Consider the following 20490-nt stretch of genomic DNA (forward strand, 5'->3'; position numbering starts at 1 on the left):
GAAAGAGTAGATGTCCGAGCAAGCCCCCGGGTCCAGTGACGAGAAGTTCACGTCGCCCGCGATCTCGCGCAAGAAAAAGAGCCGGATCTCCTGGATCTGGCTGGTGCCCGTGGTGGCCGCCCTGATGGGCTTGTCGCTGGTCGTGCGCACCTGGATGCAGGCTGGCCCCGATATTTCCATCTCGTTCAACACCGCCGAAGGGCTGGAGGTCGGCAAGACCCAGCTGCGCTACAAGGACGTGACCATCGGCACGGTCAAGTCCATCGGATTCAACGCCGACCGCAGCAAGGTGGTCGTGCAGGCCGAACTGGCCAAGGAAGTCTCGGACCTTGCCCGGGAAGGCACCAATTTCTGGGTGGTGCGGCCGCGTCTGGACGTGAGCGGCGTATCCGGGCTGGGCACGCTGCTGTCGGGCGCCTACATCGGCGTGGATGCCGAAGAGGGCAAGAACGGCACCAACCGCGCCACCAAGCTGTCTTTCGAGGGCCTGGAGGTCCCGCCCGCCGTCACGCATGACCGCGCGGGCAAGCGCTTCATGCTCAAGGCGTCGGACCTGGGCTCGCTGGATATCGGATCGCCGGTGTATTTCCGCCGGATCAACGTGGGCCGCGTGATCGGCTATGCCCTGGACGAGGACGGCAGCGCCGTCAGCGTCGAGGTCTTCGTGGACGCGCCCAACGACAAGTTCGTCACCAACGGTACGCGCTTCTGGAATGCCAGCGGGGTGGACTTCAGCGTCAACGCCGATGGTCTGAAGGTGCGCACGCAATCGCTCGTGTCCATGGCGGTGGGGGGCGTGGCCTTCGCGCCCGTGCAGACCGCGCGCGACGGGGCCGCGGCCGCGCCGGCGGACGCCAAATTCGACCTGTATCCCACAGAGGCCGCCGCCAAGGCCAATCCGGACGGCGAGGCCTTCCCGATCCGCATGCGCTTTGACCAGTCGATCCGTGGCCTGGCCGTCGGCGCGCCCGTTGATTTCAACGGCATCACGCTGGGCGACGTCACGCAGATCACGCTGGATTTCGATCCGGAGACCAAGCGCTTCTACTCGCTGGTGGACGCGACGCTGTACCCGGAGCGCCTGGGCCGCGTGTACGAAGAAGTGCGCGAGCGCGCGCTCAAGGACGGCGACGTGGCGGGCGGCCGCCTGCTCGGCGTGATGATCAAGCACGGTCTGCGCGCGCAGTTGCGCACGGCGAACCTGCTCACCGGCCAGCTGTATGTGGTGCTGGACAATGTGCCCAACGCCAAGCCGGTGGAGTTCGAGATGTCGACGCCCGCGATGATCCCGACGGTGCCGGGCAACCTGGATCAGCTCCAGCAGCAGGTCACCAACATCGTTGCGAAGATCGAGAAGATCCCGTTCGACAAGATCGGCGAGGACCTGCGCGCGACCTTGGCCAGCACGTCCAAGCTGATGAACCGCCTGGACAAGCAGGTGGCGCCGGAGGCGCAGAAGGCGCTCAAGCAGGCCAAGGATTCGATGGCCAACATCAATTCGCTGCTGGCCTCGGACGCCTTCTTGCCGGTCAACGCCGAAAAGGCGATGCAGGAACTGAGCCGCGCGGCGCGGTCGTTGCGCGCGCTGGCCGACTTCCTGCAGTCCAACCCCGAAGCCCTGTTGCGCGGCAGGGGCGAAGATCCCATTCCGGGCGCCGGCCCAGTCAGGAACTAGATGCTCATGAATAGCCGACCCTCACACGATGCGCTCCAGGCCCGGGACGGGCTTGCCTTGCGGCGTTCGCGCGCCGCGCTGGCCGTGTTGGCCCTGTCCGGTGCGCTGGCGGCGTGCGGCTCCTCGCCGCCCGTTCACTACTACACGTTGCAGACGCCCGCGGCGTCCCAGCCAGGCGGCCCTGCCGCGGGCTCCGCCTCGTTCCTGCTCGAAGTGCAGCCCGTGTCCCTGTCCATGCAGGCCGACCAGCCGCAGCTCATGGTGCGCACCGGGGACGGAAGCATCTCGGCCCTGTATTCGGAGCGCTGGAGCTCGCCGCTGGGCGATGAACTGCGCAACGCCTTGTCCGACGCGCTCAAGCGCGACCTCGGCGCGCTGGACGTCCAGATGGTCAAGCCTGGTCCCGGCGCTCCCATCTGGCGCGTGCAGACCGACGTACAGCGCTTCGAGATGGTGTCGGGCAGCATGGCGCAACTGGACGCCACGTGGCGCGTGCGGCCCGTCAACGCCAAGGGGACTGGCGTGTTGTGCCGCAGCGTCGTCACCGAGACCGTGACGGACAGCGAAGTGCCCAGCCTGATCGCCGCGCAGCAGCGCGCGGTCGTCAGCCTGGCGGGCGTCATGGCCGATGCGATTCGGGGTCAGGCGCCCGCCGGTTCGGCCTCCGTCCAGATGATGGGGTGTTCCGCGCTGAAGGAATGACGTGCCCGCGGCGGCATAAGCTTGCGTTCTCAAGTGGTTAACTCAGGGGAAACCTAGGGTTAACCTTAATACAAACGCGGTTGCAACCTGTCTAGCATACGGTCCTACCCCTACTGGGTTTCGATCGAGCCCAGTTACACCTTTGCCATGCGACAGGAAGCAATCTCTTATGGCCAGCACGACCCTCGGCGTCAAAGTCGATGACGCACTCCGCGACCGCCTGAAAGCCGCCGCCCACAAGCTCAACTGCACGCCGCACTGGCTGCACAAGCAGGCGATTCTTTCCTATTTGGACAAGATCGAGCGCGGCCATCTTCCCGCGGAGATGTCCCATCTGGGCGCCGACTCCGCTGGCGACGAAGATGCCGCCGAACTCCATTCCGCGCCCACGCCGCCGTTCTACGAGTTTGGCCAGGACGTGCAGCCGCAGTCCGTGCTGCGCGCGGCCATCACGGCGGCCTACCGTCGCCCCGAGCCCGAATGCGTGCCGCTTCTGCTGGGCCAGGCCCGTGTGCCCAACCTGGAAAAGGTGCATGCGATGGCCGCCGGGCTGGTCAAGAAGCTGCGCGGCAAGCGCAGCGGCGGCGGGGTGGAAGGCCTGATCCAGGAATTCTCGCTGTCCAGCCAGGAAGGTGTGGCGCTGATGTGCCTGGCCGAAGCGCTGCTGCGCATTCCGGACCGCGCCACGCGCGACGCGCTGATCCGCGACAAGGTCGCCCGCGGCGACTGGAAGTCGCACATGGGCGGCTCGCAATCGCTGTTCGTCAACGCCGCCACCTGGGGGCTCATGATCACCGGCAAGCTGGTCGCCGTGAGCAGCGAGCAATCGCTGTCCAAGGCGCTGACGCGCCTGATCGGCAAGGGCGGCGAGCCGCTGGTGCGCAAGGGCGTGAACATGGCCATGCGCATGATGGGCGAGCAGTTCGTGTCGGGCCAGACCATCTCCGAGGCGCTGGCCAACAACCGCAAGATGGAATCGCGCGGTTTCCGCTATTCCTACGACATGCTCGGTGAAGCCGCCACCACGGCGCAGGACGCGGAACGCTACTACGCATCCTACGAGCAGGCCATCCACGCCATCGGCAAGGCCGCCGCGGGCCGCGGCATCTACGAAGGCCCCGGCATCTCGATCAAGCTGTCTGCCTTGCATCCCCGATACTCGCGCGGCCAGCGCGAGCGCGTCATGGCCGAACTGCTGCCGCGCGTGAAGGCGCTGACCATCCTGGCGCGCAGCTACGACATCGGCTTGAACATCGACGCCGAAGAAGCCGACCGCCTGGAGATCTCGCTGGACCTCCTGGAAGCGCTGTGCTTTACGCCCGAGCTCGAAGGCTGGAGCGGCATCGGCTTCGTCATCCAGGCCTACCAGAAGCGCGCGCCGTTCGTCATCGACTACGTCATCGACCTGGCCCGCCGCAGCCGCCATCGCGTGATGGTGCGCCTGGTGAAGGGCGCCTACTGGGACAGCGAAATCAAGCGCGCGCAGGTCGACGGCCTGGAGGGCTATCCGGTCTACACCCGCAAGGTATACACGGACGTGGCGTACCTGGCATGCGCCCGCAAGCTGCTGGCCGCGCCGGAAGCCGTGTATCCGCAGTTCGCCACGCACAATGCCTACACCCTGGCGGCGATCTACCAGCTTGCCGGCCAGAACTATTACCCCGGACAGTACGAGTTCCAGTGCCTGCACGGCATGGGTGAACCGCTGTACGAAGAAGTGGTGGGACCGCTGGCGCAGGGCAAGCTGAATCGTCCCTGCCGCATCTACGCCCCGGTCGGCACGCACGAAACGCTGCTGGCCTACCTGGTGCGCCGCCTGCTCGAAAACGGCGCCAACACGTCTTTCGTGAACCTGATCGGCGACGAAACCATCCCGGTCGAGACGCTGGTCGCCGATCCGGTGGAAGCGGCCTCGCGCATCGTGCCGCTGGGCGCACCGCATGAAAAGATTCCGCTGCCGCGCGATCTTTACGGCAACCCGCAAGAGGGCGCCCGCGCCAATTCGGCGGGCCTGGACCTGAGCAACGAGCATCGCCTGGGCTCGCTGTCGGCCGCGCTGCTGGCCAGCGCCGGCACGCCGTGGCGTGCCGGCCCGATGTTGGGCGAAGAGGGCGAGCCCTGGGACGCCGCCCGCGCAATCGAGGTGCGCAATCCCGCCAATCTGCGTGACGTGGTGGGCCATGTCATCGAGGCCCAGTCTTCGGACGTGGATCTCGCGCTGCGCGCCGCCGCCAATACCGCGCCGATCTGGCAGTCCACGCCGGTGGCCGAGCGGGCGCAATGCCTGCGCCGCGCCGCGCAACTGCTGGAAGAGCAGATGCAGACTCTGCTGGGCCTGATCGTGCGCGAAGCCGGCAAGTCGCTGCCCAACGCGATCGCCGAAGTGCGCGAGGCCGTGGACTTCCTGCGTTACTACGCCGACCAGGCTGAGCAGGAATTCAGCAACGACACGCATCGCCCGCTGGGCACGGTGCTGTGCATCAGCCCGTGGAACTTCCCGCTGGCTATCTTTACCGGTCAGGTCGCCGCGGCGCTGGCCGCGGGCAATACGGTGCTGGCCAAGCCGGCCGAGCAGACGCCGCTGATCGCGGCGCAGGCCGTGGCCGTCCTGCGCGCGGCGGGCGTGCCCGCCGGCGCCGTGCAGTTGCTGCCGGGCCGCGGCGAGACCATCGGCGCGCAACTGGTCGCCAACGCCGGCGTGCGCGGCGTGATGTTCACCGGGTCCACCGACGTGGCCCGCATCATCGCGCGCACCCTGGCCGACCGCCTGGACGACAACGGCCACACCATTCCGCTGATCGCGGAAACGGGCGGCCAGAACGCGATGGTGGTGGACTCGTCGGCGCTGTCCGAGCAGGTCGTGTTCGACGTGCTCAGTTCCGCTTTCGATTCGGCCGGCCAGCGCTGCTCGGCACTGCGCGTCCTGTGCGTGCAGGAAGACAATGCGGACCACGTGCTGACGATGCTGCGCGGCGCGATGCGCGAACTGGCCGTGGGCAACCCCGACCGCCTGTCGGTGGACGTGGGCCCGGTCATCGACACCGAAGCGCGCAACGGTATCCAGCGCCACATCGAATCCATGCGCACCGCCGGCCACCGCATCGATCAGGTCGAACTGAACGGCGAATGCCGCCACGGCACCTTCGTGCCGCCGACCATCATCGAGATCGACCACATCAGCGAACTGACGCGCGAAGTCTTCGGGCCGGTGTTGCACGTGGTGCGCTACAAGCGCGACGAACTGGACGCCTTGCTCGATGCGATCAACGGCACGGGTTATGGGCTGACGTTCGGCGTGCATACCCGTATCGATGAAACCATCGCTCACGTGACCGGCCAGGTCCACGCCGGCAACGTCTACGTCAACCGCAACATCGTGGGCGCCGTGGTGGGCGTGCAGCCCTTCGGCGGCGAATGCCTGTCGGGCACCGGTCCCAAGGCGGGCGGTCCGCTGTACATGTACCGCCTGCTGGGCACGCGCCCCGCGGGTCTGCCGCCGGCCCTGGACGCCGCGGCGCCGCTGCCGCAGCGGATCGCGCTGCCCGGTCCCACGGGCGAGACCAATACGTACATGGTCGAGCCGCGCGGCGCGGTCTATTGCGTGGCGGCCACCGAGGCTGGCGCGCGCGCGCAATGGTCGGCGGCCCGCCTGACGGGCAACCACGCCTGGTTCGCGGACACGCCTGCGGCGCAGGCGCTGCTGGCCACGCTGGACGCCGAGCAGCAGGGCCAGGCGGGCATCCTGGCGGACACCGACGTCGACGATGCGGATTACCAGGCCGTGCTGTTCGAAGGCGACGGCGACGCGCTGAAGGCGCTGAACCAACGCATCGCGCAGCGCCCGGGCGCCATTCTGGCGGTGCATGGCCTGACCTCGGACGCCTTGGCGGCAGGGGCCAGCTATGTCCCCGAGCGCCTGTTGACCGAGCGTTCGATCAGCGTGAATACCGCGGCGGCGGGCGGCAACGCCAGCCTCATGACCATCGGTTGAGCGCGGCCAAGGGGTAACCCTTGGCTACCCAAGGGTTATCTCCAATATCGGGCTAGGTTGCACTGGAACGAAAATCCGGTCGCACCTCTGGCCTGGCTGCCGCAATCCGGCATCCAGGCACTGCAGAAAATGCATGCGCGGGACCCGGCGATCACCGGGCCCGCGGTAGTGAAAAAACCAAAACCCCTGGCTAAAAGCTCAGGTATAACAGGCCTTAGGTCCGACATTCCGGAGGATACCCCCATGAAGTTCCGCACCACTTTGAAGCTTCTTGCCGCCAGCATCGCCGCCGCTGGCATGACCGCGGCCGCGCATGCCGCCGACGTCAAATTCGGCTTTGCAGCCCCGCTCACCGGTCCGCAATCGCATTACGGCGAAGACATGCAGAACGGGCTGAACCTGGCCCTGGAAGAAGCCAACAAAAAGGGCATCAAGGTCGACGGAGAGACGGCCAAGTTCGTGCTCGTGTCGCGCGACGACCAGGCCGACCCGCGCGTGGGCGTGCAGGTGGCGCAGCAGCTCGTCGACCAGGAAGTCGTGGGCATCCTGGGGCACTTCAACTCGGGCACCACCATTCCCGCGTCGCGCGTCTACCACGAAGCCGGCCTGCCGCAGATCGCCATGGCGACCTCGCCCGAATACACCAAGCAGGGCTACGAAACCACGTTCCGCATGATGACCAGCGACACCCAGCAGGGCGCCGCGGTCGGCAAGTTCATCGTGCAGAACCTGAAGGCCAAGAAGGTCGCGATCATCGACGATCGCACCGCCTACGGCCAGGGCCTGGCGGACGAAGTCGAAAAGGCGGTCAAGGCCGCAGGCGGCCAGGTCGTGCGCCGCGAATACACCACCGACAAGGCCAACGACTTCACGGCCATCCTGACCAACATCAAGGGTTCCGCGCCCGACGCCATTTTCTACGGTGGCCTGGACGCGCAGTCGGGCCCGATGAAGCGCCAGTTGGCCACGCTGGGCCTGAAGGCGCCGCTGGTGTCGGGCGAAATGACGCGCAGCGACACCTTCATCAAGCTGGCGGGCGATGCCGCCGACGGCACCTACGCCTCGCTGGCCGGCGTGCCGCTGGACAAGATGGCCGCGGGCAAGGACTTCGAGCAGAAGTACCAGGCGCGCTTCAAGAAGGCGCCCGGCGTGTACGCGCCCTACGCCTACGACGGCGCCTGGAACATGATCACCGCCATCGAGCAGGCCGGTTCCGCCGACCCCGAAAAGTACCTGCCCAAGCTGGCCAAGCTGAACCGCAAGGGCGCGACCAGCGAGCACATTTCTTACGACGACAAGGGCGACCTGAAGGAAATCTCGGTCACCATCTACGAAGTCAAGAACGGCAAGTGGGAGATGGTTGAAACGATGGTCAGCCAGGCTAATTAAGCCGGCTTGAACGAGGGCGGACGCTGGCTGCGCCACGGTCCGCCCGCTTCTTCCCGCAGGCGCCGTCCGGCTCCGCGGCGCGCGTTGCGCGGCCAGGCCTTTGCGCCCTGGTTGCCGCCCGCGATTTTCCAGGCTTATTCAGCGGCCCCTATGGATATCTTCATTCAACAACTGATTAACGGCGTCACGCTCGGCAGCGTGTACGCCCTGGTCGCCCTTGGCTACACCATGGTGTACGGCATCATCGGGCTGATCAACTTCGCGCATGGCGACGTCGTCATGATCGGCGCGATGGCGGCCACGACGGTCGCCATTTCGCTGGTGGGCGGCGACCCCGGCGCCTCCGCCTTCGTGGTGCTCGGCGTGGGCCTGCTCGTCTCCGTGCCGCTGTGCATGGCGGTGGGCTGGACGGCCGAGCGCGTGGCCTACCGGCCGCTGCGCCGCGCGCCGCGTCTCGCGGCGCTGATCACGGCCATTGGCGTGTCCATCATCCTGCAGAACCTCGCGATGATGGGCTGGGGGCGCAACTACCTGAACTTCCCGCAGGTGCTGTCGCCGCAGGTGTTCGAGTTTGCCGGCGCGCGCATGAGCACGCTGCAGATCGCCATCGTGGTGATCGCCGCGCTCATCATGGGCGGGCTGCTGGCCGTCGTGCACAAGACCCGCCTGGGCACCGCGATGCGCGCCACCGCGCAGAACCGCGAAGTGGCGGGCCTAATGGGCGTCAACATCAACACGGTGATTTCCGCGGCCTTCCTGATCGGATCGGCGCTGGCCGCCGTGGCGGGCATGATGGTCGCCACCTATTACGGCGTGTCGCAATACACGATGGGCTTCATGCTGGGCCTGAAGGCGTTCACCGCCGCGGTGCTGGGCGGCATCGGCAACCTGGTCGGCGCGATGGCGGGCGGCCTGCTGCTGGGCATCATCGAATCGCTGGGCGCGGGGTACATCGGAGACCTCACGGGCGGCTTCCTGGGCAGCCATTACCAGGACGTGTTTGCGTTCTTCGTGCTGGTGCTGGTGCTGATCTTCCGTCCCTCGGGCCTGCTGGGCGAACGCGTGGGGGATCGCGCATGAACACGCACCTGAAGAACAGCGGGTTCTCGACCCGCAACCTGATCGGCATCGCCCTCATCGGCATCGTGCTGGCGGTGCTGCCCTTCGTGATCGGCATGGCCGGGCAGAGCTGGGTCCGCATCCTGAACTTCGCGTTGCTTTACGTCATGCTGTCGCTGGGCCTGAACATCGTGGTGGGCTTTGCGGGTCTGCTCGACCTGGGCTATATCGCGTTCTATGCGGTGGGCGCCTACACGTGGGCGCTGCTGGCGTCGCCGCATTTCGGCCTGCACCTGCCGTTCTGGGCCATCCTGCCGATCGCGCTGGCGGTGGCGTGCCTGTTCGGCGTGCTGCTGGGGGCGCCAACGCTCAAGCTGCGAGGCGACTACCTGGCGATCGTGACATTGGGGTTCGGAGAGATCATCCGCATCTTCCTGAACAACCTGAACGCGCCCATCAACATCACCAACGGGCCGCAGGGCATCAACCGCATCGATACGTTCAAGGTGGGCGAGTTTGCGTTTGGACGCACGCAGAGCCTGCTGGGCATCCGCTTCACCGGGCCCGAGAAGTACTACTACCTGCTGCTTGCGCTGACGCTGATCATCATCGTGGTGTGCGTGCGCCTGCAGAACTCGCGCATCGGCCGCGCCTGGGAGGCCATCCGCGAGGACGAGATCGCCGCCAAGGCGATGGGCATCAACACCCGCAACATCAAGCTGCTGGCCTTTGCGATGGGCGCGTCCTTCGGCGGCGTGGCGGGCGCGTTGTTTGCGTCGATGCAGGGCTTCGTCAGTCCCGAGAGCTTCTCGCTCATGGAATCCATTTCGATCCTGTGCATGGTGGTGCTGGGCGGCATGGGCCACATTCCGGGCGTCATCCTGGGCGCGCTGATCCTGGCCGCGCTGCCGGAATTCCTGCGCGCGGTGGTCGAACCTGTCCAGCACATGGTGTTCGGCGAAGTGGTGCTGGATCCGGAAGGCATCCGCATGCTGCTCTTCGGCCTGGCCATGGTGTGCGTCATGCTGTTCCGCCCGGCCGGCCTGTGGCCGTCGGCGGTGCGCAAGCGCGAACTTGCCACCAAGACGCAAGGAGGCGCGGCATGAGCAAACTGCTGCAAGCCCAGGGCCTGGGCAAGCGCTTCGGCGGCCTGCAGGCCTTGTCGGACGTCAGTTTCGACATCGAGCAGGGCGAAATCTACGGGCTCATCGGTCCGAACGGCGCGGGCAAGACCACGTTGTTCAACGTGTTGACGGGTCTGTACATCCCCGAAGAGGGCACCTGCAACTTCAATGGCGAGTCCATGACGGGCAAGAAGCCGCACGAGGTGGCGTATGCGGGTCTGGCGCGCACGTTCCAGAACATTCGCCTCTTCGCCAACCTGAGCGCGATCGAGAACGTGATGATCGGCCGCCACTTGCGCACCCGCGCGGGTGTGCTGGGCGCGGTGCTTCGCACCCGCGCCACGCGCGCCGAAGAGGCCGCCATCGAGGCGCGCGCGCAGGAACTGCTGGACTACGTCGGCATCGGGCACCGCGCCAACGACGTGGCGCGCTCGTTGCCCTACGGGGACCAACGGCGCCTGGAGATCGCGCGCGCGCTGGCGACGGATCCCAAGCTGCTGGCGCTGGACGAACCCGCCGCGGGCATGAACGCATCGGAAACGGTGGTGCTGCGCAAGCTGGTCGAGAAGATCCGCGCGGACGGCGTGACCGTGCTGCTGATCGAACACGACATGAAGCTCGTCATGGGCCTGTGCGATCGCGTGCTGGTGCTGGAATACGGCAAGGTCCTGGCGATGGGCAAGCCCGCCCAGGTGCAGCGCGACCCCAAGGTCATTGAAGCGTATCTGGGCGCCGGGGCCGCCCAGGATCCGAACATCCACAACGAGGGCCAGGCAACATGACGGCATCCCAACCCCTACTGGAGCTGCGGGGCCTGCAGGTGTCCTATGGCGGCATCCGCGCGGTGCGCGGCATCGACCTGTGCGTGGACGAAGGCGAACTGGTCTGCCTGATCGGCGCCAACGGCGCCGGCAAGAGCACGACGCTGCGCGCCATCTGCGGCCTGGTGCCGCTGGCCGGCGGCGAGATCGTCTACGGCGGGCAGTCCATTGGCGGACAGAAGTCGCACGAGCTGGTCCGCAAGGGTCTGGTCATGGTGCCCGAGGGCCGCGGCATCTTCGGACAGCTCACCATCGAGGAAAACCTCGCGATGGGCGGCTATGTCCGTCGCGATGCGGCGCAGATCCGCCAGGACACCGATCGCGTCTTCACGCTGTTCCCGCGCCTGGCCGAGCGGCGCAGGCAGGCCGCGGGCACCCTGTCCGGCGGCGAGCAGCAGATGGTGGCCATGGGGCGCGCCATGATCGCGCGTCCCAAACTGCTGCTGCTGGACGAGCCGTCGATGGGGCTCGCGCCCCTGATGGTGGAAAAGGTGTTCGACGTGGTGCGCACCATCGCCAGCGAAGGCGTGACGATCCTGCTGATCGAGCAGAATGCGCGGCTGGCGCTGGAGAACAGCCACCGCGGCTACGTGATGGAGTCGGGCGAGATCACCTTGTCCGGTCCCGCGCGCGACATGCTGCACGATCCCAAGGTGCGCGCGGCGTACCTGGGCGAAGTCGAGTGATCCCGGGCGGCGCGGGGCGGTCTTTGCCGCCCTGCGCCGTGTCGCTTCAGGCCGGCTGCGCCGCCGCGCGCCGTCGGCCGATCATCAGGGCCAGCACGGCGGCGATGATGCCTGTCGCGCCCGAAATCACGAAGGCCATCAGGTAATTGCCCTGCGCTTCGCGCAGCGCGCCCGCCATCCACGCGGCGCTGGCCGCGCCCATCTGGTGGCCCGCCACGATCCAGCCGAACACGATGGAGGCGTCGCGTTCGCCAAAGGCTTCGGTCGTCAGGCGCAACGTCGGCGGCACGGTGGCGATCCAGTCCAGTCCGAAGAAGATCGCGAAGATCGACAGGCTGTAGAACGAGAAATCGGAATAGGGCAGGTACATCAGCGACAGGCCGCGCAGCGCGTAGTAGACGAAAAGCAGCTTGCGCGGATCGTAGCGGTCGGTAAGCCATCCCGACGCCGTGGTGCCCAGCAGATCGAAGATCCCCATCATGGCCAGCAGGCCCGCCGCCTGGACCTCGGGCATGCCGTGGTCCCCGCAAAGCGCGATCAGATGCGTGCCGACCAGGCCGTTCGTGGTGAAGCCGCACACGAAGAAAGTGGCAAAGAGATACCAGAACGTGCGCGTCCTGGCGGCGCGGGCCAGCGTGCCGAAGGTGGCCGCCAGCATGCCGGTGCGCGGCGCGGCGGGCGCGGGCGGGGCCAGCGGATCGCTGCCGAACGGCGCGACGCCGACGCTGGACGGCCGGTCGGGAACCAGCCACCAGGCCAGCGGCACCAGCGCCGCGGCGGCGCCAGCGACCGTCCAGACCACGCGCGTCCAGTCGCCCGACGAGGCCAGCGCGGCCAGCACGGGCAGGAACACCAGCGTGCCGGTGGCGGCGCTGGCGGTCAGCAAGCCCATCATCAGCCCGCGATGCTTGACGAACCAGCGATTGACCACGGTCGCGCCCATCACAATGGCGACGGCGCCCGAACTGAGGCCCGAGAACACGCCCCAGGTCATGATCAGGTGCCAGGGCTCGGTCATGTACGCGCTGACCGCGCTGGATGCCGACATCAGGATCAGCGCGCCGATCAGCACGCGCCGCAGCCCGAAGCGCTCCATCGCGGCGGCGGCGAAGGGGCCCACCAGGCCGTAGAGAAAGATGCCCAGGGCCGCGGCGAAGGAAATGGTGCTGCGGCTCCAGCCAAAGGCTTCCTCCAGCGGCACCAACAGCACGCTGGGCGACGACCTCAGCCCGGCGGCCACCAGAAGCGACAGAAAAATCACCCCGACGACGACGAACGCATATTTCTGGCCGGCGTGGCGGAATGGGAAGGGAGGGCGGGCTATACTCATGTTACTGACCGGTACGTATTACGGTTCGCGCATAGTACGTACCGGTCAGTAACATCGTCAAGCATTTCTTGGCGACCCTGTTTTCGGGCATGCCGCGCGCATCCCGCAGAAAAGGAGCCGAGCATGGCCAGCAAGACCCAGACCCCCACCTCCGCGCCGGCGACCGGCAAACCGGCTGCCAAGCCACTGCCCGCGGCCGACCGCATCCGCAAAACGGCGCGCGAGATGTTCTACCGCGACGGCATCCGCGCCGTCGGCGTCGATGCGATCGTGACCCAGGCAGGGGTGACCAAGCCCAGCCTGTACCGCAGCTTTTCGTCCAAGGACGAACTGGCGGCAACCTACCTGCGCGACTATGACGCCGAGTTCTGGGCGCGCTTTGACGCGGCCTGCGCTGCCCATCCCGGCGATCCGCGGGCGCAATTGCTGGAGTACCTGAGGGGCATGGCCGGTCGCGCCGTCCAGAACGGCTACCGCGGCTGCGGCCTGACGAACGCGGCGGTCGAGTATCCGGATTCGGACCATCCGGCGCGTGCCGTGGCCGTGGCGCACAAGCAGGAATTGCGCCGCCGGTTGAACGCCATGACGGTCGGGATGGGCGCGTCCGATCCCGAGGCCCTGGCCGACGGTCTGCTGCTGCTGATCGAGGGCGCCTTCGTGTCAAGCCAGCTGTTTGGTCAGGGCGGGCCGGCCGGCAGGGTCGCCGAAATGGCCGATAAGCTGATCCAGGCGCACATGCCAGGCTGATTCTTGGCTTAATCCGCACAAAACCGGTGCGCAAACAGGTGCCGCATGCACCGTTGTGGTGGTGTTTGTACCCATTGCGCAACGAAGAAAAAAATGTTTGGCTTTTTTATTGCAACGCAGCATACGCGGATCTAAGATGGATTCACGTTGTTCCACATCGCGCTTTCTCAAGGAGAGAATCATGAGCGATACCGCGTTGAAAAATGCCCGTATGTCGGATGCGCTGGAGCGGTCCTTGATCCGCGAGGCCATCAAGGCGGAAACCCTGTCCGGTTCGTCCACGGCCTCCCGCTGGTTGCGCCTGAAGGTGCGCATGGCCGGATTCGGCGGCGCTGTCGGCGAGATCCTGCACAACATGGACGCCGGCCGACGCCAGCACCCGGTCGTTTCCGCGTACCACTGAAGTACTACGCCAGAAAAAACGCCAGCTTTGATCGCTGGCGTTTTTTTGTGCCTGGCCGGGCCCGCCCCGGCTTCGTTCAGGCCACGATGTCCAGCAGCAGATACCCATCCAGCACGATGATTCCCACGGTTGCGCCGATGGCCGCCCATGCCCAGGCGCCGCGCAACACGTAGCGGCCCATCAGGCGCTTGCGGCAGGCCAGGACCACCAGCGGACCCAGCGCGAAGGGCAGGGCCAGGCTCAGGATGACCTGGCTGAGCACCAGCAATCCATCGGGATCCTGGCCGCCCGTCCAGGCCAGCAGGCCCATGGCGGCGGCGCCTGCGATCAGGCGCGTCATCAGCGCGCGGCGCCGGTCCGACCAATTGCTGCCCACCTGGAAACCCTGCGACAGGATGCGGCCAGCGAGCACGCCCGTGATGGTTGAGCTTTGTCCCGCGGCATAGAGCGCCACGGCAAAGACGACGGCGGCTCCGATCCCAAGCGTGTGTCCAATCACCGCATGCGCGTCATCCAGGCTGGACACGACCATGCCGGCACCGGAGAGGGACGCCGCAGCCACGATCATGATGGCCGAATTGATCAGCATGGCCACGCCCAGCGACACGATGGTGTCGTTGCGCGCCACCCGCATCGCCATATCTCGCGCTTGGGGCGGAAGATCCCGCGCCCGCTGCGCCAGCGAGCCGGAATGCAGATAGAGGTTGTGCGGCATGAGGGTGGCGCCCAGGATACCCAACGCAATCAGGAAGCCCTGCGGGTCGCGCAACGCCTTGCCGGTTTCCGTCACGCCGTGCGCGACCTCCGTCCAGGCCGGATTGGCCTTGAACAGCAGGAACACGAATGACAGCGCCACCACCGACAGCAGCAGCGCGATCACGCGCTCGTGCCGGTCGGCATTGCCGCGCGTCAGGGCCAGCACGGCAAAGGTGCCGATGCCCGTGACGGCGACGCCCGCGATCAGCGGCAGATTGAACAGCAGCCGCAGCGCAATCGCGCCGCCGATCAGTTCGGCCAGCGCGGTTGCCAGGATCGCGGCCTCGCCGGCCAGCCAGGCCGTCTTGGCAAGACGCGGCGACAGGTGGCGCGCGGTGAGGGTGGCCAGGTCCTGGCCCGTGGCCAGCGCCAGGCGCGACACCAGCACCTGGAAGCCCAGCGCCAGAAAGGCCGACGTGATGACGACCATGAGCAGGCCGTAGCCGAAGCCGCTGCCTCCCGCGATGTCGGTGGCCCAGTTGCCCGGATCGATGTAGCCGACGGCCACCAGGATGCCGGATCCGACCATCCGGCGCAGGTTGGCGGACACCCGCGCATCCTGCGCCAGGACGGCATTGCCGCCGGATATCGCGTAAATGAATCGGGTCATGTGCTGCTCCTGAGAATAGTTCTCATCTTCCGGAGGCAGCCGCGGACCGTCAAATTGATTTTGGCCAAGCGCGGGATAGGGCGGGCCAATGATCCGGCCCCCTCAAAGGCCGGACCCTGTGTGCGCGTAGGGTTGCGATCAGGATTTCAGCTTGGCGTCCATCGAGATCTTCGCGTTCAGCACCTTGGATACCGGGCAGCCCTTTTCCGCCTTGCGTGCGGCCTCTTCGAAGGCCTCGGCCGACGCGCCGGGGATGACGGCTTCGACGGTGAGGTGGACGGCGGTGATGGAAAAGCCGTCATCGACCTTGTCCAGCGTCACTTCAGCCTTGGTGTCCAGGCTTTGCGCGACCATGCCGGCCTCGGACAGAATGTTGGACAGCGCCATCGTGAAGCAGCCGGCGTGCGCGGCGCCCAGCAGTTCTTCAGGATTGGTGCCGGGGGTGTCGCCAAAACGGGTGTTAAAGCCGTAGGGTTGGCTCTTGAGCGCGCCGCTCTGCGTGGAAATCGTGCCTTTGCCAGTCTTCAGATCGCCGGTCCAGGCGGCGGTTGCGGTCTTCTTCATACGTGACTCCTGGTTGGGACGCGGCCGCGTGCGGGCGCGTCCGGGGTGGGGGACGCGCCATCGCCGGGACGGCGCGCCTTGCCTCAGGCGGCATCGTCGATGATACGGCCCGCCACCCGCCTGGGCGCTGAAAACGCCGGTACGCAACGGCAAGCCGATGTAACGGGGGGCGCGGCCGGCGCCGGGGCCGCCGCAACAGGCCGATCTGGTCAAAAGGCGCCGCTTGCGCATCAGGCAAAATAGCGGCATCTCCTTCACTTCCTCCCAAGAGCCGTAGTCATGCCTCGCATCCTTGCCCGCTACGCCTGCGCCGTCGCGCTGGCCGTTCCCGCCCTGTCCGCACAAGCCGAAATCGTGATCGGCGTGGACGTGTCCACCACGGGCCCCGCCGCCGCCATCGGCATCCAGACCAACAACGCGATCCGGCTCTGGCCCAATACGCTGGGCGGCGAGCCCGCGCGCTATGTGGTGCTGGACGACGGCACCGACGTGAGCCGCGCGGTGAAGAACATGCGCAAGCTGACCTCCGAGGACAAGGTCGATGCCATCGTCGGCCCCAACATCACGGCGTCCGCGCTGGCCGCGCTGGACGTGCTGGCCGAAACCAAGACCCCGATGATCGCCCTTGCCGCGTCCAGCGTCATCGTCGAGCCGCAGTCCGATCCCAAGCGCACCTGGGCCTTCAAGATGCCGCAGAACGACTCGCTGATGGCGACGGTCCTGGTCGAGGACATGAAGAAAAAGGGCCTGAAGAACGTGGCTTTCATCGGCTTTGCGGATTCCTATGGCGACAGCTGGTGGAAGGAATTCTCGGCCGCGGCCGGCTCCGATCTGAAGCTCGTGGCGCAGGAACGCTTCCAGCGCACCGATGCCTCGGTCGTCGGCCAGGTGCTGAAGGTCATCGCGGCCAAGCCGGACGCGGTGCTGATCGCCGGCTCGGGCACGCCGGCGGCGCTGCCGCAGAAGACGCTGCTGGAACGCGGCTACACGGGCGCCATCTACCAGACGCATGGCATCGGCACGCTGGAGTTCCTGCAGGTGGGCGGCAAGGACGTCGAAGGCACCCTGTTCCCGACGGGGCCCGGCGTCGTCGCGCGGGAATTGCCCGATTCCAACCCGGTCAAGAAGGTGGCCGTGGAATTCGCGGACAAGTACGAACAGCAATACGGCCCCAACACCCTGACGCAGTTTGCGGGCGACGCGTACGGCGCCTGGATGCTGCTGGACTCGGCCGTGTCGCGCGCCTTGAAGACGGGCGCCAAGCCCGGCACGCCGGAGTTCCGTCTGGCCCTGCGCGATGCGCTGGAGCAGACGCGCGACCTGGTGGTGCCCAACGGCGTGCTCAACATCACCAAGGACAATCACCAGGGGTTCGACGAGCGCGCCCGCGTCATGGGCACGGTCAAGAACGGGCGGTTCTCCTACGCGCAATAAAGGGTGCCATATACCCCTACAGTTCGTAACATGTCCTGACGCCCCATAGGGCAATGGGCGGCAAAAGCAGGCTTAGGCCTGCTTTTTTTCGGCTACATCATTCGTGTAGAAATCATTTAATAGCGTATTATTTTTAGTGAAGCCATGTACCTAGAAATAAATACGGGAGAAATTTCCATGACCTTGATCCGTTCCAGACGTCTGCTGTTGGCCCTGAGCCTGGGCATTCTTGCGGCTTGCTCCGACTCCGGCGCCGACAAGACCACGGCGGCGGCCGGGACCGGCACCAGCACCCTCGAGGCCGCCAAAGCGGCCGGCAAGATCCGGATCGGTTACGCCAATGAAGCGCCGTTCGCCTACATGGACAGCAAAGAGGCCAAGGTCACCGGCGAATCCGTCGAAATCGCCCGCGTGGTGCTCAAGCGCATGGGCATCAATGAGGTCGAAGGCGTGCTGACGGAATTCGGCTCGCTGATCCCGGGCCTGGCCGCCAAGCGCTTCGACATCATCGCGGCCGGCATGTACGTCACGCCGGAACGCTGCAAACAGGTGGCCTTCTCGGACCCGACGTATGGCGTGGGCGAAGCGTTCCTGGTCCAGGAAGGCAATCCGAAAAAACTGCACAGTTATGAAGACGTCGCCAAGAACCCCGACGCCAAGCTGGGCGTGGTGGTCGGCGCCATCGAAGGCGAGTATGCCGAGAAGGTCAAGATCCCCTCGGACCAGGTCGTGGTGTTTCCGGATGCCGTCAGCGCGCTGTCGGGCGTGCAGGCTGGCCGCGCCGACGCCTACGCGGCGACCGCGCTCACCATCAACGACCTGATGGTCAAGACGCAAGAGGGCAGCGGGCTGGAAAAAGCCGATCCGTTCACCGACCCGGTGATCGACGGCAAGGGCGTGCGCGGCTATGGCGCGTATGCCTTCCGCACGGATGACAAGGCGTTTGCCGACGCCTTCAATGCCGAACTGGCCAAGTTCATCGGCACCGACGAGCACAAGAAGCTCGTCGAGCCGTTCGGCTTCACCGCCCAGGAGCTGCCCCAGGGTGTGACCGCAGAAAAGCTCTGCGCCGGACAGTAAGGGGCGCCGATGCCGTTCTTTTCGGAACCTATCGCGGAGCTCGTCCCGCCGCTCCTCGAGGGGCTGGGCGTCACGCTCCAGATCCTGGCGGGGGCGGTGGTCCTGGCCGTGCCGCTGGCGCTGCTGTCCGGCATGGGACGCCTGTCCTCCGTGCGGCCGGTGCGGTGGCTGGCCTCGGTCTATGTCGAAGTCTTCCGCGGCACCTCCGCCCTGGTGCAGCTCTTCTGGTTTTATTTCGTGCTGCCCCTGTTCGGCATGCAGTTGCCGGCCATGCTGGTGGGCATCGTGGTGCTGGCGCTGAACGCCGGCGCCTATGGCGCGGAAGTGGTGCGGGGCGCCATCCGGGCGGTCCCGCCCGGACAGCGCGAAGCCGGCGTGGCGCTGAACCTGACCCGCCGGCAGATCATGCGGCGCATCGTGCTGCCGCAAGCAGTGCCCGCGATGTTGCCGCCCGCGGGCAACCTGCTGATCGAACTGCTGAAGAACACCGCGCTGGTGTCGCTGATCACGATCACCGACCTGACGTTCCGCGGCCAATTGCTGCGCAGCGAAACCCTGCGCACGACCGAGATCTTCACCTTGATGCTGCTGATGTATTTCGCGGTGGCCCTGCTGATCACCGCGGGCGTGCGCCTGCTTGAGCGGAGGGTCCGGATCCGATGACGCCGATTTTCGATTGGTCTTTCGCACTGGAAATCCTGCCCACGCTGGGGTCGGCGCTGGTCATCACGATCCAGGCCACCGTGCTGGGCATGCTGGTGGCGGTCACGCTGGGCCTGGTGCTTGCGATGCTGCGCCGTTCCCGTCTGCGCGTCGTGTCGCTGCCCGCAGCGTTCTTCATCGAGTTCGTGCGCAGCACGCCGCTGCTGGTGCAGATGTATTTCCTGTTCTACGTGCTGCCCCTGACCGGCGTCCAGATGTCGCCGCTCATGACCGGGATCGTGGCGCTGGGCCTGCACTATGCGACCTACTGCGCCGAGGTCTACCGCGCCGGCATCGAAGCCGTGCCGCGTGGCCAATGGGAGGCGGCCACGGCACTGAACATGTCGCGCTGGCGGACCGCGGTGGGCGTGGTGCTGCCCCAGGCGATTCCGCCCGTGGTGCCCGCGCTGGGCAACTATCTGGTGGCGATGTTCAAGGACACGCCGCTGCTGTCGGCCATTACCGTGGTCGAACTGCTGCAGCAAAGCAAGATGATCGGTTCGTCGACGTTCCGGTACACCGAACCCCTGACCCTGGTGGGCCTGCTGTTCCTGGCGCTGAGCCTGGTCGCGGCGTGGGGTGTGCGCGGCCTGGAGGCCCGCCTGCAACGATATGGAGGAAAGCGATGAGCGCCAGCCTGAACATTAGGAATCTGCACAAACGATACGGAGACCTGGAAGTCCTGCGCGGCATCAATCTCGAGATACCCGCCGGCCAGACGGTGGCCGTCATCGGCCCCTCGGGGTCGGGCAAGTCCACCTTGCTGCGCGTGCTGATGACGCTGGACCAGCCCACCAGCGGCGATATCGAGATCGACGGCGAGTCGATGTGGACGGACGCGCAGGGCCGCCCCGTCGGCCCCAATTCCGACCACCTGCGCAAGGTGCGCGGCAAGATTGGCATGGTGTTCCAGCACTTCAACCTGTTTCCGCACATGACGGCGCTGGGCAACGCCATGGAAGCGCCCATGCATGTGCTGGGCATGACGCGCAGCCAGGCGCGCGAACGCGCCGTGGAATACCTGGACATGGTTGGCCTGGGCGACAAGCTGGACGTCTATCCGGCGCAACTGTCCGGGGGCCAGAAGCAGCGCGTGGGCATCGCGCGAGCGCTGGCGATGTGTCCCGAGATCATGCTGTTCGACGAGGTCACGTCCGCGCTGGATCCGGAGCTGGTGGGCGGGATCCTGCAGATCCTGCGCGATCTGTCCGCCCGCCGCAGCATGACGATGATCATCGTCACGCACCAGATGAAATTCGCCGAACGCAGCTCGGACCGGACGCTCTTCTTCGATCAGGGCAACATCGTCGAGGACGCGGAATCGTCGGTGCTGTTCAGCCAGCCCAAGGAGCCGCGCACGCGCCAGTTCCTGGATTCGGTGATCGAGGGACAGTAGCCGCCCGGTTTAACCCTGCCG

Annotated in this window: 18 protein-coding genes; 15 read left to right on the forward strand and 3 right to left on the reverse strand. The window is 66.4% G+C overall.

All coding sequences use genetic code 11. From position 1 onward, the window contains the following. The first annotated feature begins 10 nt into the window (after window positions 1-10). The 8 genes from BMW75_RS14435 (at window position 11) to BMW75_RS14470 (ending at window position 11447) form a co-directional block, all read left to right on the forward strand. Complete coding sequence (locus tag BMW75_RS14435) at window positions 11-1675, forward strand: PqiB family protein (RefSeq protein ID WP_092580240.1); 1665 nt, start codon at window positions 11-13, stop codon at window positions 1673-1675. Window positions 1676-1681: 6 nt separating this feature from the next. Next, a complete protein-coding gene (locus BMW75_RS14440) occupies window positions 1682-2377 on the forward strand; it encodes a PqiC family protein (protein WP_092580412.1) in 696 nt (231 codons plus the stop codon). Window positions 2378-2546: 169 nt separating this feature from the next. Beyond that, complete coding sequence (gene putA / locus BMW75_RS14445; protein ID WP_092580242.1) at window positions 2547-6368, forward strand: trifunctional transcriptional regulator/proline dehydrogenase/L-glutamate gamma-semialdehyde dehydrogenase; 3822 nt, start codon at window positions 2547-2549, stop codon at window positions 6366-6368. 243 nt (window positions 6369-6611) lie between these two features. Continuing rightward, on the forward strand, window positions 6612-7757 hold the full coding sequence (locus tag BMW75_RS14450) for a branched-chain amino acid ABC transporter substrate-binding protein (protein ID WP_076520339.1): 1146 nt from the start codon (window positions 6612-6614) through the stop codon (window positions 7755-7757). A gap of 228 nt (window positions 7758-7985) precedes the next feature. Next, window positions 7986-8837 carry a branched-chain amino acid ABC transporter permease gene (locus BMW75_RS14455; protein WP_369825618.1) on the forward strand — a complete coding sequence of 284 codons (852 nt, stop codon included), beginning with the start codon at window positions 7986-7988 and terminating at the stop codon, window positions 8835-8837. Next, window positions 8834-9922 carry an ABC transporter permease subunit gene (locus tag BMW75_RS14460; protein ID WP_076520341.1) on the forward strand — a complete coding sequence of 363 codons (1089 nt, stop codon included), beginning with the start codon at window positions 8834-8836 and terminating at the stop codon, window positions 9920-9922. Before BMW75_RS14455 ends, BMW75_RS14460 begins: the two co-directional genes overlap by 4 nt. After that, window positions 9919-10722: an ABC transporter ATP-binding protein gene (locus tag BMW75_RS14465; RefSeq protein ID WP_092580244.1), complete on the forward strand. Its 804-nt coding sequence runs from the start codon at window positions 9919-9921 to the stop codon at window positions 10720-10722. Before BMW75_RS14460 ends, BMW75_RS14465 begins: the two co-directional genes overlap by 4 nt. After that, entirely contained in the window at window positions 10719-11447 is a 729-nt protein-coding gene (locus BMW75_RS14470) for an ABC transporter ATP-binding protein (RefSeq protein WP_092580246.1), read from the forward strand. Before BMW75_RS14465 ends, BMW75_RS14470 begins: the two co-directional genes overlap by 4 nt. Window positions 11448-11493: 46 nt before the next feature. Here BMW75_RS14470 and BMW75_RS14475 read toward each other — a convergent pair whose 3' ends face one another. Continuing rightward, entirely contained in the window at window positions 11494-12777 is a 1284-nt protein-coding gene (locus BMW75_RS14475; protein ID WP_092580248.1) for an MFS transporter, read from the reverse strand. A gap of 123 nt (window positions 12778-12900) precedes the next feature. Between BMW75_RS14475 and BMW75_RS14480 the strand changes: the two genes are divergently transcribed. Both BMW75_RS14480 and BMW75_RS14485 read left to right on the forward strand, forming a co-directional pair. Continuing rightward, window positions 12901-13524: a TetR/AcrR family transcriptional regulator gene (locus BMW75_RS14480; RefSeq protein WP_092580250.1), complete on the forward strand. Its 624-nt coding sequence runs from the start codon at window positions 12901-12903 to the stop codon at window positions 13522-13524. A 181-nt stretch (window positions 13525-13705) separates the two neighbouring features. Further along, the gene (locus BMW75_RS14485; protein WP_076520346.1) at window positions 13706-13927 is read left to right on the forward strand and encodes an XRE family transcriptional regulator; all 222 of its coding nucleotides are present in this window, start codon (window positions 13706-13708) and stop codon (window positions 13925-13927) included. A gap of 76 nt (window positions 13928-14003) precedes the next feature. Here the strand turns inward: BMW75_RS14485 and BMW75_RS14490 are convergent, their stop codons facing one another. Further along, window positions 14004-15293: an Nramp family divalent metal transporter gene (locus BMW75_RS14490; protein ID WP_092580252.1), complete on the reverse strand. Its 1290-nt coding sequence runs from the start codon at window positions 15291-15293 to the stop codon at window positions 14004-14006. Window positions 15294-15431: 138 nt separating this feature from the next. Further along, window positions 15432-15857, reverse strand: a complete 426-nt coding sequence (locus BMW75_RS14495; protein WP_076520348.1) for an OsmC family protein — start codon at window positions 15855-15857, stop codon at window positions 15432-15434. Window positions 15858-16136: 279 nt separating this feature from the next. Between BMW75_RS14495 and BMW75_RS14500 the strand changes: the two genes are divergently transcribed. The 5 genes from BMW75_RS14500 to ehuA all read left to right on the forward strand — a co-directional run bounded on the left by BMW75_RS14500 (window position 16137) and on the right by ehuA (window position 20469). Continuing rightward, on the forward strand, window positions 16137-17291 hold the full coding sequence (locus tag BMW75_RS14500) for an ABC transporter substrate-binding protein (RefSeq protein WP_092580254.1): 1155 nt from the start codon (window positions 16137-16139) through the stop codon (window positions 17289-17291). A 177-nt stretch (window positions 17292-17468) separates the two neighbouring features. Beyond that, window positions 17469-18371, forward strand: a complete 903-nt coding sequence (ehuB, locus tag BMW75_RS14505) for an ectoine/hydroxyectoine ABC transporter substrate-binding protein EhuB (protein ID WP_092580256.1) — start codon at window positions 17469-17471, stop codon at window positions 18369-18371. 9 nt (window positions 18372-18380) lie between these two features. Continuing rightward, a complete protein-coding gene (gene ehuC / locus BMW75_RS14510; RefSeq protein WP_092580258.1) occupies window positions 18381-19034 on the forward strand; it encodes an ectoine/hydroxyectoine ABC transporter permease subunit EhuC in 654 nt (217 codons plus the stop codon). Continuing rightward, complete coding sequence (ehuD, locus tag BMW75_RS14515; protein ID WP_076520351.1) at window positions 19031-19702, forward strand: ectoine/hydroxyectoine ABC transporter permease subunit EhuD; 672 nt, start codon at window positions 19031-19033, stop codon at window positions 19700-19702. Before ehuC ends, ehuD begins: the two co-directional genes overlap by 4 nt. After that, window positions 19699-20469 carry an ectoine/hydroxyectoine ABC transporter ATP-binding protein EhuA gene (gene ehuA / locus BMW75_RS14520; RefSeq protein WP_092580260.1) on the forward strand — a complete coding sequence of 257 codons (771 nt, stop codon included), beginning with the start codon at window positions 19699-19701 and terminating at the stop codon, window positions 20467-20469. The genes ehuD and ehuA overlap by 4 nt, the downstream gene beginning before the upstream one ends. Window positions 20470-20490: the final 21 nt, after the last annotated feature.

Source organism: Achromobacter sp. NFACC18-2 (genome assembly GCF_900108985.1).
Classification (GTDB): Bacteria; Pseudomonadota; Gammaproteobacteria; order Burkholderiales; family Burkholderiaceae_B; genus Achromobacter.